This window comes from Gemmatimonas aurantiaca, assembly GCF_037190085.1.
GTDB lineage: Bacteria > Gemmatimonadota > Gemmatimonadetes > Gemmatimonadales > Gemmatimonadaceae > Gemmatimonas > Gemmatimonas aurantiaca_A.
Window position 1 is genome coordinate 235,276 of sequence record NZ_JBBCJO010000005.1, and the last position, 15,287, is coordinate 250,562.

The 15,287-nt window shown below is 67.6% G+C and carries 15 protein-coding genes; 10 read left to right on the forward strand and 5 right to left on the reverse strand.

The features are described 5' to 3' along the window. Position 1: 1 nt before the first annotated feature. Entirely contained in the window at positions 2-1,450 is a 1,449-nt protein-coding gene (locus WG208_RS06735; RefSeq protein ID WP_337170571.1) for a trypsin-like peptidase domain-containing protein, read from the reverse strand. Positions 1,451-1,481: 31 nt separating this feature from the next. Beyond that, on the reverse strand, positions 1,482-2,261 hold the full coding sequence (gene truA / locus WG208_RS06740; protein WP_337170572.1) for a tRNA pseudouridine(38-40) synthase TruA: 780 nt from the start codon (positions 2,259-2,261) through the stop codon (positions 1,482-1,484). A gap of 67 nt (positions 2,262-2,328) precedes the next feature. Between truA and WG208_RS06745 the strand changes: the two genes are divergently transcribed. Both WG208_RS06745 and trpD read left to right on the forward strand, forming a co-directional pair. Continuing rightward, the gene (locus WG208_RS06745) at positions 2,329-3,639 is read left to right on the forward strand and encodes a GAF domain-containing protein (RefSeq protein WP_337170573.1); all 1,311 of its coding nucleotides are present in this window, start codon (positions 2,329-2,331) and stop codon (positions 3,637-3,639) included. After that, complete coding sequence (trpD, locus tag WG208_RS06750) at positions 3,629-4,657, forward strand: anthranilate phosphoribosyltransferase (protein WP_337170574.1); 1,029 nt, start codon at positions 3,629-3,631, stop codon at positions 4,655-4,657. Before WG208_RS06745 ends, trpD begins: the two co-directional genes overlap by 11 nt. A 42-nt stretch (positions 4,658-4,699) precedes the next feature. Here the strand turns inward: trpD and lexA are convergent, their stop codons facing one another. After that, positions 4,700-5,308 (reverse strand): transcriptional repressor LexA, encoded by a 609-nt coding sequence (gene lexA, locus WG208_RS06755; protein ID WP_337170575.1) that lies wholly within the window; start codon positions 5,306-5,308, stop codon positions 4,700-4,702. A gap of 186 nt (positions 5,309-5,494) precedes the next feature. Here lexA and WG208_RS06760 point away from each other — a divergent pair, with 186 nt between their 5' ends. The 8 genes from WG208_RS06760 to WG208_RS06795 are packed head-to-tail and all read left to right on the forward strand — an operon-like array spanning position 5,495 to position 13,313. Then, on the forward strand, positions 5,495-6,238 hold the full coding sequence (locus WG208_RS06760; protein WP_337170576.1) for an indole-3-glycerol-phosphate synthase: 744 nt from the start codon (positions 5,495-5,497) through the stop codon (positions 6,236-6,238). Between the two features lie 37 nt (positions 6,239-6,275). Continuing rightward, a complete protein-coding gene (locus WG208_RS06765; RefSeq protein ID WP_337170577.1) occupies positions 6,276-6,968 on the forward strand; it encodes a phosphoribosylanthranilate isomerase in 693 nt (230 codons plus the stop codon). Next, on the forward strand, positions 6,965-8,161 hold the full coding sequence (trpB, locus tag WG208_RS06770) for a tryptophan synthase subunit beta (RefSeq protein WP_337170578.1): 1,197 nt from the start codon (positions 6,965-6,967) through the stop codon (positions 8,159-8,161). The genes WG208_RS06765 and trpB overlap by 4 nt, the downstream gene beginning before the upstream one ends. Positions 8,162-8,203: 42 nt before the next feature. Next, a complete protein-coding gene (locus WG208_RS06775) occupies positions 8,204-9,904 on the forward strand; it encodes a HEAT repeat domain-containing protein (RefSeq protein ID WP_337170579.1) in 1,701 nt (566 codons plus the stop codon). Beyond that, positions 9,901-11,400, forward strand: coding sequence for an HD domain-containing phosphohydrolase (locus WG208_RS06780; protein WP_337170580.1), 1,500 nt, complete (start codon positions 9,901-9,903; stop codon positions 11,398-11,400). The genes WG208_RS06775 and WG208_RS06780 overlap by 4 nt, the downstream gene beginning before the upstream one ends. Continuing rightward, on the forward strand, positions 11,369-12,214 hold the full coding sequence (gene trpA, locus WG208_RS06785) for a tryptophan synthase subunit alpha (RefSeq protein WP_337170581.1): 846 nt from the start codon (positions 11,369-11,371) through the stop codon (positions 12,212-12,214). Before WG208_RS06780 ends, trpA begins: the two co-directional genes overlap by 32 nt. A 10-nt stretch (positions 12,215-12,224) precedes the next feature. Then, positions 12,225-12,761 carry a hypothetical protein gene (locus WG208_RS06790; RefSeq protein ID WP_337170582.1) on the forward strand — a complete coding sequence of 179 codons (537 nt, stop codon included), beginning with the start codon at positions 12,225-12,227 and terminating at the stop codon, positions 12,759-12,761. A gap of 45 nt (positions 12,762-12,806) precedes the next feature. Further along, positions 12,807-13,313, forward strand: coding sequence for a LytR C-terminal domain-containing protein (locus tag WG208_RS06795; RefSeq protein ID WP_337170583.1), 507 nt, complete (start codon positions 12,807-12,809; stop codon positions 13,311-13,313). Here WG208_RS06795 and rlmN read toward each other — a convergent pair. Beyond that, positions 13,242-14,324, reverse strand: a complete 1,083-nt coding sequence (gene rlmN, locus WG208_RS06800; protein ID WP_337170584.1) for a 23S rRNA (adenine(2503)-C(2))-methyltransferase RlmN — start codon at positions 14,322-14,324, stop codon at positions 13,242-13,244. The two genes, WG208_RS06795 and rlmN, sit on opposite strands and share 72 nt — an antisense overlap. Further along, a complete protein-coding gene (locus WG208_RS06805; protein ID WP_337170585.1) occupies positions 14,321-15,112 on the reverse strand; it encodes a hypothetical protein in 792 nt (263 codons plus the stop codon). The genes rlmN and WG208_RS06805 overlap by 4 nt, the downstream gene beginning before the upstream one ends. Between the last annotated feature and the right edge of the window lie 175 nt (positions 15,113-15,287).

Here is a 15,287-nt window from a genome sequence, read left to right on the forward strand (position 1 = left end):
CTCAACGAAGGGTGAACTGCGTCTGGAAATACTGGCGGTTGCGCTCGAAGACGAGGGCGATGGGACCGCGCGCGCCCTGCTGATCGATGGCGGTGGACACGTCCTGCGCGGATGACACCCGCATGCGTCCCACCTGCGCGATCACGTCGCCTTCCTGCAGACCGATCTCGTCACGGATGCGGTCGGACACCTTGAACACGAGCGCGCCGCTGTTGGAGGCGATCCCGCGTTCGAGGCGGATGGCATCGGTGAGCGTCACGAGTTGCAGTTCGCGCAACACGGTGACCTTGGGGGCGGTCACTTCCGGTGCGTCGGCGACCTGCAGCGTGAACGGCATGTCGCGTCCGGCGCGTCGCGCGGTGATGGTCAGCGACTCCCCCACACGGAGATCGAGCAGACGCGCTTCCCATTCGTAGGGGTTGCGCACGGCGCGATTGCCGACCGCCGTGATCTGATCACCCACCCGCACACCGGCGCGTTCGGCGGGTGAACCAGGCGCGACACGCGCCACGACGGCACCCACCGACGCCACTTCGCGCGCGCTCTGCACCTGCGGGGTTTCGAGGCGGATGCCCACCCACGGCTGCCGCACCGATCCATGTTCGAGCAGATCTTCGACGATGCGCTTGGTGCGATCGATCGGAATGGCAAAACCGAGACCGACCGATCCTCCACTCGGCGAATAGATCGAACTGTTCACGCCGATCACTTCGCCCGTCGCGTTCACCAGGGGCCCGCCGGAATTGCCGGGATTGATGGCGGCATCGGTCTGGATCATGTCGATGTACACGCCGCCGCCTTCGGTGCGACCGGCGAGATTGCGGCCCACCGCGCTCACCACGCCGACGGACACACTCGGTTCGTTGTTGCCGAGGACGAACCCGAACGGATTGCCGATGGCGATGGTCCACTCGCCCACGATCAGATCGCTGGACCGTCCGAGCGGCGCAATGGGCAGATTCTTCGCATCGATGCGAACCACCGCGAGATCGTTCGTTTCATCCACTCCGACGATCTTCGCGCTGTACGTGGTGCCGTCGCGCATGGCGACGGACACGCTGGTGGCGCCACTGATGACATGGGCATTGGTGACGATGACCCCATCGTTGCGCACCACGAATCCCGAACCGATGCCCGCATTGCGACGTTCGCCCGAACGCCCACCCATGAAGTACTCGAAAAAATCGGCCGGCACACGCTGCACGGTTTCCGTCTGCACCGTGACCACCGCCGGCGCCACACGCTCCACGGCGGTGGTGATGGCGGTGCGACGCGAGGCGTCGACACTCTGGGCTGGAACCGGACCGGTCGCCCGCGGTGGGGCCGGCGGCAGTGTGCGCGACTGCGCGCCCGAGTCGGCGGGGTTGGCGCCTTCGCAACCGGCCAGCACCAGGGCCACCAGGCCCACCAGGGTTGCACGGGAGTTGGGCCATGACCGGCGACACGGCATCACGGCACGGGGGAACCAGGACTGTTGCACGTCAGGGCTCCGTGGCATAGAGCGCATTCGGGTACGTGACTTCGCGCAACGACAGACCGTGCGCGGGAGCGGGCGGCGATGTATCGGCGTTGTCGGGTGTGAGCAGCAACCGCGCAATCGTCCCGCGCGGCCGGCGCCCCAGGGCCACATCGATCATCGTCCCGACCAGAAATCGCACCATGTGATGGAGAAAGCGGTTTGCCGACACCTCGAACACCCAGCCGCCCTCGCGAGGCACCCACGCCGCCTGATGGATGATGCAGCGGTGGTGATCGTCGATCGGCGCCGTGTGAGCCACGGCAAACGCCCGGAACGTATGCTCTCCCGGCAGTGCCTCGGCCTCGTGCTGTAACGCCGCCACATCGAGGGGGCGGGTGACCGCCCACTCATACCGCCGGCGAAAGGGAGACGAGGCCGCCTCGTCCGTCCCGATAAGATAACCATATCGACGGGCGGTTGCGCTGTGCCGGGGATGGAATTCCGGGACCATCCGGTGCGCGTCGGCGACCCAGATATCCTCGGGGAGCAGGGCGTTCATGGCCCGCCGGAGCCGGGGCGCGGTCCACGACGCCGGCACACGCACGCCGACCCCCTGGCCATGCGCATGCACCCCCGCATCGGTGCGACCGGCGCCCACCGCGGGGATGTGAGTTCCCCCGCAGAGGCGCCCGAGGACACGCTCCATCTCGCCTTGTACGGTCCGGGCGTCGGGCTGGCGCTGCCAGCCGGCGAATCGCCCCCCGTCGTACTGGGTTACCAGGAGGATCGGTCGCGGGTCCATAAGCGCGGGGAAGCTAGGCGACGTGAAGGTTCGCTTCAACGGCTCTCCACGTTACTACTTTCAGGCCATGGCTCCCCGGACCCTCGCATCGCTGGCACACGCCCTCACGGCGGCCCCCGACCTCGACGGCGCGCTGATCGCGCTCGGTGAATGTCTCGCCGAGCTCGATCGCGGAGCCTCCGTCGCGCTCATCCAGTATGATGCCCGCCGCGACATGCTGCGGATGCGCGCGAGCCCGGTGGGCGCACAGGTGGTGCGCAGCAGCATGGAGACCACCTTCGACCACCTTCCCGAGCCGGTCCGGGCCCGTATCCAGGCGGGTGGCCCCTTCCTCGACGTGACCGATCGTTCGGCCGACTACGCCCGGCTCTTCGGCTTCACGACGGCGCTGGACGGCGGCGTGTTGGCCGTGCGGGGGCTCCGGGTGGAAGGCCAACTCGGCGCCGTGCTGGCCCTGTACGAACCCCGCAAGATCTTCGGGACCCGTACCACGGAACGGATCGCGCCCGCCGTCGCACTCTTTGATCTCGCCTACGCACGCATCAGCGAGCGCGAGGCGCGCGAAGAAGCCGTGCGCACACTGGAGGACGTGACCCAACGGGTGCACGGGGAGTACGTGCGCAAGCTGTCCGCACTGGAAGCGGAACTGCGCGAAGTGCGCAACACGCCCCGTGAGGTGACCGCGCTGAATCCGGCCGAAGCCATCGCCCTGCAGGCCGATGTCGCCCGGGCCCAGGAAGAGATGCGCCGCGCCGGCCGCAAGGCGGAGTTGGCCGAACAACAGCTCGCGTCGGCGGTGGGACAGCTCGAACAGGCCCACATCGAACTCCACCGCCGAAGCGAAGCGCTGCGTCAGCGCACCCGCACGCTCTATCTCGTGGACCGGGCGCTGGCGCTCGACGCCGAAACCACCGATGCGCGCACGCTGGTGGACGCCCTGCTGGCCCTGGTGGGCGACGACATGCAGGCGCAGCGGTGTTCGCTCATGCTGCGCGCGCCGGAGCCGGATCATCTCTATCTCGCGGCCGCACGCGGCATCGCGCCCAACATCGTGGAAGGCATGCGCATCCGTATCGGCGAGGGTGTGGCCGGACGTGTAGCCGCGGCACGGGAACCGTTGCTGGTGCAGGACGTGCGCGAGGCCTCGCAGCATCCGCTGCTGCGCGATCAGTACTTCACGACGGGCAGCTTCATCAGCTTCCCCCTCGTGTATCATGATGAACTCGTGGGCGTGCTCAACCTGACCAATCGCGCCCAGCGTGGCATCTACACCGAGGAAGACGTGGAGCGTGTGCGACTGCTGGGACTGGTGATCTCGCTGATTGCGTCCCGTAACGACCTGGCGGGCACGCTGCTGGAGAGTCTGCATGCCGGGTGACGCGCTGTCACTGGCCATCCGGCGTCTGGCCCTGCACGAGACGCTGGATGGAGAGGCGCTGCATCAGGCGTTCGGTGTGATCATGCGAGGCGAGGGAACGCCGGCGCAGGTGGCGGCATTGTTGATGGCGCTCCGCGTGAAGGGCGAGACGCCCGCTGAAGTGGCCGGCGTGGTGCGGGCACTCCGGGATGCCATGATCGTATTGCCGGCCACCGATCCCGATGCGCTGGTGGACACCTGTGGCACCGGCGGCGGTGCGATCACGACATTCAACATCTCCACCGCCTCGGCGTTGCTGGCGGCGGGGATGGGCGTGCGGGTGGCCAAACACGGCAATCGTTCGTTCACCTCGCGCTCCGGCAGCGCCGACGTGCTGGAGGCGCTGGGTGTGGTGATCGAGACCACTCCGGCGGCGATGGCCGCGACGCTGGCCGAGGCCGGGATCGTGTTCATGTTCGCGCCGCTCATGCATCCCGCGCTGCGTCATGTGGGTCCCATTCGCCGCGAGCTGGCCGTGCCGACGGTCATGAACATCGTGGGTCCGCTGGCCAATCCGGCGCGTGCGGGACGGCAGGTGGTGGGTGTGGCCGAACGGCCGCGGCTCGAACTGCTGGCCGATGCGCTCCGGCAACTCGGCTCGGTGCGGGCCCTGGTGGTGCACGGCGAGCCCGGTCTGGACGAGATCTCGCCGCTCGGGCCCACCGAGGTGCGCGAAGTCCGGGATGACCGGGTTGAGGGCTGGCAAATCGACCCCGCCGACTACGGTATCGGGGTCGCGCACGCCGAAGACCTGGCGGGGGGTGATCCCGTCCAGAACGCACGGGTGATCGAGGCAGTACTGCGCGGGCAGGGGCCGGCCGGCGCCCAGGCCGCCGTGCTGCTCAATGCCGCCGCCGCACTGTATGTGAGCCGCGACGATATGAGCTATGCCGCCGCGGTCGAGCAGACCCGCGACGCCCTGATGGCCGGTGTAGGCGCCGAGGCACTGGGCCGGCTGCGGGTGGCCTCGCAGCGGTAGCCTGGCGCGGTCACTCCAGGGGGCTCCCTCCCGCTTTGTGACTCAGTATCGTCGCAGCACGCCCACGACGATTCCCTGAATGCGCACGTCGTCTTCGTGTACGAAGAGCGGCTGCATGGCCTCATTGGCCGGCTGCAGACGGATACGACCGTCCCGCTCGCGATAGTACCGCTTGACGGTGGCGCCGGAACCATCGAGCAACGCGATGACCATTTCGCCGTTGTCGGCCGCCTGCTTGTCGTTGATGACGACAAAATCGCCGTCGCGGATATGCTCCTCGATCATGGAGTCGCCACGCACCCGCAACACGTAGTGGCTGCCGTTCTTGCGCAGAAACCCATCGGGCACGGCCATGGTCTCGCCGCTGTGCATCGCCTCGATGGGTGCGCCCGCAGCCACCGATCCCAGCAACGGCAATTCCACCGACCGTTGATAGATCTCCGAGGGCAGAATCTCGATGGCGCGGCTCTCGTTGTACGAGCGCTTGATGTAGCCCTTGCGTTCGAGATTGGTCAGGTGCTCGTGCACCGTGGCCAGCGAGTTATAGTTGAACCGGGACGCGATCTCCTCGAAGCTGGGCGCATAGCCGTTGACCTCGTTGTACTCCGAGAGGAACGAGAGGATTTCGCGCTGTCGCTTGGTGAGCGGCATGGGAGCTCCAGGAGAAAGGGAACCAGCCGGGCCCGAAAGCAGGCCGAATCTGTCACCCGCCACGCTAACCGAAGACAGGCCGAAGTGCAAGGATTTTTTTCAGAACTCCGCGAATCGGGGCCCTGGACCGAGCCGGAGGGTACGCTCGGTCAGCTCACCCGTGATGCCCATGCCCGTGCGGCAGCAGTGACCGATCGCCTGGACGAGATCATCGCCGCCGCCCGGGATGCCCGGCCGGCCCGGGCCTTCGCCGATGCGCTGCGTGGCGAACACATCCGGGTGATCGCCGAGGTGAAGCGGGCGTCGCCGTCCAAGGGGGCCATCGCCCCCGGGCTGGACGCGCCGTCGCAGGCGCGGGCCTATGTCGAAGGCGGAGCCGCGGCCATTTCCGTGCTCACCGAGCCTTCGCGCTTCGGCGGGTCGCTCGCCGATCTCGCAGCGGTGACGGCAACCGTCGACATCCCGGTCATCCGGAAGGACTTTCTCGTCCATCCGGTCCAGCTCTGGGAAGCCCGGGCGGCTGGCGCCTCGGCCGCACTGCTCATCGTGCGCGCCCTATCGCCGTCGTTGCTGCCGCTGCTGGTGGACACCGCCCACGAAGCCGGGCTCGAACCGCTGGTGGAGATCCGCGATGTCGCCGAACTCGGGCGCGCGCTATCGGCCGGCGCGCGCGTCATCGGCGTGAACAACCGCAATCTCGAAACGCTGGTCATCGATCCGGCCACCGCCCCACACGTCATTCCGCACATCCCCGCCCGCTGCATCGCGGTGGCGGAGAGTGGAATGCAGACCACGGCCGATGTGGAGACATCCCGGGAAGCCGGTGCCGACGCAATCCTGGTGGGCAGCGCGATTTCCGCCGCTCCCGATCCGGCAGACCGCGTCCGGGCATTCGCGGCGATTCCGCGCCACCCCGGCGCGCGGTCATGAACACCACCATGCACCGCGCCGGAAGGTGAGCCGGAGCGTGGAGACGCCGACGAAGATGCGGGTGAAGATCTGCGGTCTCACGCGTGTGGCCGATGCCGATCATGCCGAGGCGCAGGGTGCCTCATACCTTGGCGCCATCCTCGCCGGTGGGCCGCGGCTGCTCACGGTCGATGCCGCCCGTCTCGTGCTGGGCCCACGTCGTCAGAGTGTGCGACGCGTGGCCGTGTTCGGTGACCAGTCGGCCCAAGAGATCGTGTCCATCGCGGAACGGCTCGATCTCGACGTGCTGCAACTGCATGGCACCATCGCCGAGGGGGATCCGGAAAAGCGGGCGCGTATGGTCGTACGACTACGGGAAGAAACGGGGCGTCTGGTGTGGCCGGTGATTCGGGTGGCGGGGCAGACGTTCCCTGAGGGAACGGTGGCGCTGGCTCAGGCGGCCGATGCGCTGGTCCTCGACGCACACGTGGTGGGGCAGCTTGGCGGAACCGGTGTCGCACTGGACTGGTCGGGATTGCGTGACGCGATGGCCGGACTGCGGCAGCAGGTCCCCTCGCTCACGCTGGTGCTGGCGGGCGGCCTGCGGCCGGAAAACGTGGCCACCGCCATCCGACTGCTGGCTCCTCAGGTCGTGGACGTATCTTCCGGCGTGGAAGCGGCGCCTGGTGTGAAGGATCCGGAGCGCGTGCGACAGTTCGTGACGGCAGCGCAGACAGGGAGCACAGAATGACGATGGTGGAGCAGGTGGCAGGCAGCGATCGCTTCGGCCCATTTGGCGGGCGCTACGTGCCCGAGACGCTGATTCCGGCGCTCGATGCACTCGATGCGGCGTTCGACACCGCACTCGCCGATGCCGCGTTTCGTGATGAACTGGACGGACTGCTGCGGGAGTATGTCGGACGTCCCACGTCGCTCAGCTTCGCGCCCCGGCTCAGTGAACGGATCGGAGCGCCGGTGTGGCTCAAGCGCGAGGATCTCAATCACACCGGCGCGCACAAGATCAACAACACCGTGGGACAGGCGCTGCTGGCCCTCCGCATGGGCAAGCGACGCATCATCGCCGAAACCGGGGCGGGGCAGCACGGGGTGGCCACGGCGACGATCTGTGCCCGATTCGGGTTGGAGTGCGTCGTATACATGGGCGAGGAGGACATGCAGCGTCAGGCGCTGAATGTTTTCCGCATGCGCCTGCTCGGAGCCACCGTCGTCCCCGTCACCGCCGGGACGCGGACGCTCAAGGACGCCACGACGGAGGCGATTCGCGATTGGGTCACGACCGTGAATGACAGTCACTATATCATCGGCTCGGTGGTGGGACCGGCCCCGTATCCGCGCATGGTGCGGGAGTTCCAGTCCGTGATCGGGCGGGAAGCGCGTGCGCAGATGCTCGAGCGTGCCGGCCGCCTGCCGCGCACGGTCGTCGCGTGTGTGGGCGGCGGTTCGAACGCCATGGGCATCTTCGCCGGCTTCGTGGGCGATGCCGGCGTGGAACTGGTGGGTGTCGAAGCGGCCGGCGACGGACTCGATACCGATCGGCACAGTGCGTCCATTACCAAGGGCCGGCCCGGTGTGTTGCACGGCTCGCTGAGCTATCTGCTGCAGGACGACGCCGGGCAGGTGCATCCGGCGCACTCCATCTCGGCGGGGCTCGACTACCCTGGTGTGGGCCCCGAGCACTCGTGGTTGCATGCCAGCGGTCGTGCACTCTACGACTCGGTGACCGATACCGAAGCGCTGCGCGGCGTCGCGGTGCTGAGTCGTCTCGAAGGTATCATCCCGGCCCTCGAAACCGCGCACGCCGTGGCCTGGATCGAACGATCGGCCGGACGCTGGGCCAAAGACGAACCCGTGCTGCTGTGTGTGAGCGGTCGTGGGGACAAGGACGTCGGCACCATCAGCCAGCACACGTTGCCCGATGTGTGACCTCTCCCTGTTCCGCGCGCCTGATTCCGGCATGATGCCCGCATGACCACGGCCGTGCACGAATCCACGCTTTCGCCTCAGGCGATCTCCGCCGTCGAGGATGCGCTGCGCGCATTGTCGAAAGCGTTGCGTGCCGTGCAGCTGTATCTGCCCAACAATCCGGCGCGCGGACAGGCGCTCGAAATCGTCCGCCAGGCTTTTGCGAAGGTCTGGGCGCGCGAACCCATGCTCGAAATTCAGGTGCAGGAGTCGTCGTTCCTGTGGGAAGGCCGCCCGGTGTTTCACGACGCCGAGCGGGCCAGCGAATCGCTGCCCTGGCTGTTGTATCGGGATGGGCTGCGGGCCATCGCCTTCCAGCCCGGGTGTGAAGCGCAGGATCTCGAAACGCTGCTCACCCTGCTGCAGCGGGCGCGGGCCGCCACCACCGACGACGACGATCTCGTCACCATGCTGTGGGTGGCCGATCTCGGTCATGTGACGTATCGCTACGTGGACGCGGGCAATGGCGTGGAGCCGATGCTCATGTCGTCGGGTGATCGCCCCGGCGTCGCCAGCTTCGCGCCGGGTCAGGCGCCTCTCGCGGTTCCGCCTGCGGAAACGCAGCCGCCGGGCGAAGGACCGCCCGACGGCAGGGTGCGGGTCGAGGATTTCGACACCACGCTGTATTTCCTCGATCAGCGCGAAACCACGTATCTCCAGGACGAACTGCGTCGGGAATACACCGAAGACCAGCGGCGTCTGGTACTCGCCAGTCTCTTCGACATTCTCGAGACCCGCCCGGAACCCGAGGCTCAGGACGAGGTGCTGAGCATTCTCGATCAGCTCGTGCTCGAGTTCCTCACGCTCGGCGACTACGAGCTGGTGGCCTACGTGCTGCGGGAGGCCGCGACCGCGGCACGGCGCTCCAACATGAGCGACATGGTCGTGCAGGCATTGCAGGCCCTGCCGGGTCGTCTGAGCGAACCCTCGGTGGTGGCGCAGTTGCTGCATGCGCTCGACGAAAGCACACGCACGCCGGTGGCCTCGCTGCTCGAATCGCTGTTCACCGAGCTGCGTCCGGAAGCCCTGGAGCCATTGGTGATGTGGCTGGGCAGCGCCAGTGCCTCGCCGGCCCGCGCCTCCATCGAGCGTGCGTCCCTCCGTCTGGCGGGGGCGCACACGGCGGAACTCAATCGTTTGCTGGAGCATCCCAAGGAAGCCGTCGTGCGCGGCGCATTGCGTCTGGTGGGGCAGTTGGGCACGGCGGCCGCGGTACCGGGCCTGGCTCGTCTCCTGCGCGTGGCCGACACGCAGATCCGTGCGGAAGCCGTTGGGGTTCTCGCCGACATCGGATCGCCGAGCGCTCTGCAGGCACTCGAACGGGCCATCGAGGATGCCGACCGAGATGTGCGTGTTGCCACCTATCGGGCCATCGGCACGCGCAAACATGCCGGGGCGTTGCCACGTCTGCTCGACGCCATCCGACGCAAGGACACCCGCGCCGCGGACCTCGGAGAGAAGATGGCGCTCTTCGAAGCCTTTGGCGCGATGTGCGGCAACTCCGGTGTGAACGAACTCGATACGCTGCTCAATGCGCGCGGTCTGCTGGGTGCGCGGGAGAACGCCGAGGTGCGTGCCTGCGCCGCGCGCGCACTGGGACTCATCGGCACGCCCGTGGCCATGAATGCGCTCCAGCGCGCCGCCGATACGAGAGACGTGGTGGTGCGCAATGCCGTCGCGCGTGCGATGCGGGGTGGCCAATGACGGGCATGCAGACCGCCGCGCGTGAGCTGGCGTCGGACACGGGTCCCATGTCGTCGGGCCTCCCTTCCGCCTCCCCGGGGGGGACGGCCCAGAAACACGCTCGCGCGTTCGTGGTGGCCATGAACAGCGCCGTACGCGCCGTGCGTCTCTATCCCATCGAAAACGCGGCCGTTCAGCGCGCCATCACGGAACTCGGGAATTGCGCCGAGCGCATCCTGCAGGCGGAGGACGAGTGCGCCCTGCGCCGGGTGGGGGATTTCCTGTTCCTCAACGAGACGCGGCTCCGCCTGTCGTTCGACAACTACGCCGCGGTGGCGTCGCTGCTCGGCCTGTTCCGTGAGGCAGGCATCGGTGGCGTGACCCTGCTGGGACGCCCGGACTCCCGCGCCTGGGTGGTGCTGCTGTCGTTCCTGCAGTCGCCGCCTCTGGAGTATCCCGAAGAGGAGCGTCTGGCCCAGCTCACGCAACGGCTCGAGCAGGCGAATGTCACCGGTTTCGAGCTCACGCCGCCGCTCGACGAGGGCGTGCGCGAAGACGCGGAACTGGATGCCAAGGAACGGGCGCGACAGACTTACGTACGTTCGCTCGACGTCACGCGCGAGATCATCACCTCCACGCGCATGGGCAAGAGCCCGGGACTCAAGCGGGTCAAGCGCGCGGTGCAGGGCATCGTCGATTCGATTCTCAACGATTCGACTTCGCTGATGGGGCTCACCACGCTGCGCGATTTCGACGAATACACCTTCGTCCACAGCGTCAACGTCTGCATCATGTCAGTGGCGCTCGGACGCCGGCTCGGCCTCACCAAACTGCAACTGCTCGATCTCGGACTCGCGGCCCTGTTGCACGATCTCGGCAAGTCGCGTGTGCCGCTGGAACTGCTCAACAAGCGCGGCGAACTCGACGAGACCGAACGATTGCTGCTGCAGACGCACACGTGGCAGGGGGTGCTCGCGCTGTTCGGCATTCCGGGCGTGGCCACGCGGCCCTGGCGTGCGATGACGGCGGCGTACGAGCATCACATGCGCACGGATCTGTCCGGCTATCCGCGTCATGTGCGGCCGCGCACACTGTCGCTGTTCTCCAAGATCATCGCGGTCACCGATGGCTTCGATGCGGCGACCACGAGCCGGGTGTATCAGGAAGCGCCGTGGACACCGGCCGATGTGTTGCGCGGCATGCGGGACAACCCGCGGCTGGGCCTCGATCCGGTGGTGGTGAAGGCGTTCATCAACCTGTCGGGCATCTATCCTGTCGGCACGGTGGTGGTGCTCGATACATTCGAGATTGCGCTCGTCATGGCCAGCAATCCGGATGCGTCGGCGCTCTCGCGGCCGCTGATCCGGATTCTGATGGACGAGCGCGGCAATCCGGTCCTGGATGCCTCGCTGGTGGACCTTACGGTGCGGGATGCGTCTGGCCAGTTTGTTCGCACCATCATCCGCACCGAGGATCCACACCGTTATGGCATCAGCATCGGCGACCACTTCGCCTGACGAGTCCGCATCGCACGTCTCCTCATCGGGCGGTGTTGCCCCTTCACGTCTGACCGCGCGATTCCGCGCGCTCGCGGCAGAAGGGCGGAAGGCACTCGTCTGCTACATCACGGCGGGCCATCCCGACCCGGTGTCCTGCGTGGCGTTGCTGCGCGGGCTGGCCGATGCCGGTGCCGATGTCATCGAGATCGGTGTGCCGTTTTCCGATCCGATGGCCGACGGCCCCGTGATCCAGCACAGTTCGCAGGTGGCGCTCGATCACGGCATCACACTCTCCCGCACGCTCGACCTGGTGCGTGAGGCGGCGCTGGACATTCCGGTGGTGCTCTTCAGCTATCTGAATCCCATTCTTGCCGGGGGCGACGATGTACTGCATCGCGCACGCGCGGCCGGTGTGGACGGCGTGCTGGCCACCGATCTGCCCGTCGGGGCCGATCCGGAGCGCGAAGCCTGGTTCGGTGCCAGCGGGCTCGATTTTGTGCGTCTCGTGGCGCCCACCACACCGGCGCCGCGCATGGAGGAAATCGGACGGCACGGTGGCGGATTCGTCTATCTCATCAGCCGGCTGGGCGTGACCGGCGAGCGGGATGCGCTGCCCGATGACCTGCCCGAGACGGTGCAACGCCTGCGGAGCGCCACGTCGCTTCCCATCTGCATCGGCTTCGGAATTTCCACGCCGGCCCACGCCAAAGCCGCGGCGGCCCTCGCCGATGGCGTGGTGGTGGGCAGTGCGCTGGTGCGTGCGGCGGGTCGCTCGGTTGACGATGCCATTGCCCTGACGCGGTCGCTGCGCGCGGCGCTCGACGAGCGATAGGCGAGCACCCGTGACGACCCTCGAACTCCCGTCGTGGGCGGTGGTGACGGAGCGCCGGCGTGCGCATATCGAGCGGGTGGTGGCGCTGCTCGATCGATGGGCCGGCGAGATGACCCTCCCTCCGCAGGAGCATCGCGCGTGGATCGACGCGGGGCGCTGGCACGACGCGTTGCGTGATGCAGACGAGGCCACGTTGCGGGCCGCCACGGGCGATCAGGAGCGTCCGCTCGGCATGCTGCATGGCCCCGCGGCCGCGCTGCGCCTCGAGCACGAAGGCGAAACACGCGCCGACGTGCTCGACGCCATTCGCTGGCACACCGTGGGCAATTCCACCTGGGAGCGCACCGGTCGGGCGCTGTACATGGCGGACTTCCTCGAGCCCGGCCGCACCTTCATGCAGGCGGATCGCGCCTTTCTTGCCGATCGGGTGGCCGACGCGTTCGACGCCGTGTTCCGGCAGGTGGTGCGTTTGCGTCTCGAATGGACCATTCGTGAAGGGAAGGGCCTCGCGCCGCAAACCGTCGCGCTCTGGAATCACGTTCGCTGACGCCGCCCCGTCATGATCCGCGCGTGACTCACGCATGACCTCCACATGACTCACGGATTCCCGACCTGGCCGGAACCTCCCGAACCCCGGCCCAGTGGAGCACGGGGGTGGCTCATCGCGCTGGCGCTGTTGCTGCTCGTCGCCGGTGGTGCCGGCGTGGCGTGGTGGCTGCAGGGACGCCCGGGCGAGGCGGGCACCAGCGGCGCTGCCGGTGCGACGGTGTCTCCCAACGACAGCAGTGCCCGCGCCCCCGCGGGCGTACGGGTCGTCGTGCGGGTGGTCAACGCATCGGGCGTGCGGGGATTGGCGCGGCGGGCGACGCTCGTGCTCCGCGACTTCGGGTACGACGTGGTGGACTACGATTCGGAACGTACCGGCCGCGACGACACGCAGATCGTGGTGCACACCGGGCACACCGAATGGGCCGGACATCTGCAGCGCGCGCTGGGCGTGGGCACCATCACCACCAGCGCCGACACCTCACGCTACGTGGACCTCACCGTGCTGCTCGGTCGCGACTGGCAGCCGCCGACCGAGCCGCTCCGTCCGTAGCTGTCCGCAGGCCGCGGCGATATCGAGCCCACGGCTGCGACGCACCGCCGTCTCCACGCCACGCGCCCGTACCGCCCTGGCAAAGGCCGCGATGGTGGCCGACGTCGAGGGCGTGAACCCCATGGAACCGCCCGGATGGAGCGGAATGAGATTCACGAAGGCGCGGCAATCCCGCGCCAGCTGCGCCAGTTGCGCCGCATGCTCGGGTTGATCGTTCACGCCGCCGAGCATGACATACTCGAAGGTGACACGCCGATCGAATGCCCGCGCCGCTTCGATGACATCCGCCAGCGGATACTTGGTATTGATCGGCATCAGCGTGTGCCGGAGCGCATCCGAAGGCGCATGAATGGAGATCGCGAGACGGAACTGCTCCGGGCGCGCCGCGAGCGCGACGATGCCGGGCAGCACGCCAACCGTGGAGATCGTGATGTGCCGCGCACCGATGCCCAGGGCGCGGGGATCGTTGAGCAGGGTGAGCGTCGGGCTGACCGCTTTCCAGTTCATGAGCGGCTCCCCCATGCCCATGAACACGATGTTCGTCGGAACGATAGGGGGCGTGAGCATGCGCAGTTCCCGCACCTGTCCCGCGATCTCCGAGGGGTGCAGGTTGCGCTGGAAGCCCATCGCGCCGGTCGCGCAGAACGCACACTGCAGCGCGCAACCGGCCTGCGACGAGATGCAGAACGTCAGGCGATCGCCGTCGGGGATGGCCACCGTTTCGATGAACTGCCCGTCGTGCAGACGGAACAGGAACTTCTCCGTGCCGTCCATCGACTTCTGACGTGTGGCCAGTTCCAGCGACGAGATGCGGAACGACTGGGCCAGCGCCTCCCGCAGCGCCTTCGGCAACTCGGTCATCTCGTCGAAATGGCGCACCGGACGCTGCCAGAGGCGTCCGAACACCTGCGTGGCGCGATAGGAGGGTTCACCACGCGCCGTCATCCACTCGCCGAGCAGCGCCAGCGCCGCGTCGGGGTCGAAGTCGAGCAGATCGGGAATGGTGGTCACTTGAGCACCGAGCTGAGTGTGAACTGATAGATCGGCCCGAGACCGGACACACCCTCCTCACGGGCGATGGCCACGACGAAGCGGGTGTAGTGCAGCGCCAGTCCGGAACGCAGCCGATTCACCGGCTCGCCGCCGACATGCGAACGCAGGTAGCCAAAACGCGCTTCCACCCGATCGCGCCGTCCCGACACGAACGGACCGGATTCCTCCGCGCCACGATTCACATTGTCATAGCTGAATCCGGCGCGCATCTCCCGCTCCGTTTCATGACCCACGACGCGAAGATCCACTGCCGACAACAGCGCGGGCCGATCGTCGATCTCGCGTCCGGGACGCCACAGGAAACTCGAGACCGCCACGCGCGCATTACGCCACGGCAGATCGTGCAGCACCGCGCCGAAGTCGGCAGCCAACGCATCACCCGAGGCCTGATCCAGTCGACCATACCGCCAGCGCAACGCGGTGCCCACGGTCAGATGCGGCACCAGTTCGCGGGCACCTGTCACGCTCACCAGCCACGTCGCATACGGCACCTCGCCAATGGCCTGCGGATCGGTGTCGGTACGTACGAGTCCACCGATGGCGGCGCGGGCCACGCTGAGGCCGAACGTCGCCCCCGAGCTGCGGCGCGCGGCGACACTGAGCAACTGACCATCCACGCCCTGGGCCGACCCTGCGGACAACGAAGCCACCCCGAAGCGATACCGCTCGCCGGCCCGCAGCGCGATCGTGGCCGGATTCCAGAGTCCCGCTCCCGGCTCGGATGCCAGGGCAGGCGGCTCATACATGGCTCCGAGCGGGAACTCCCATAAGTCACGTGCAGGCACGCCCTGTGCAGCGAGCCCGCTGGCCCAACCGAACGCGGCAAGCCCACAGATCAGTGTGCGGCGCATACGGGAGACTAAACGGCGCCCGGAGGACGGGTCAAGCGAACGACTGTGACGAAACTGCTACCCCGGGTCT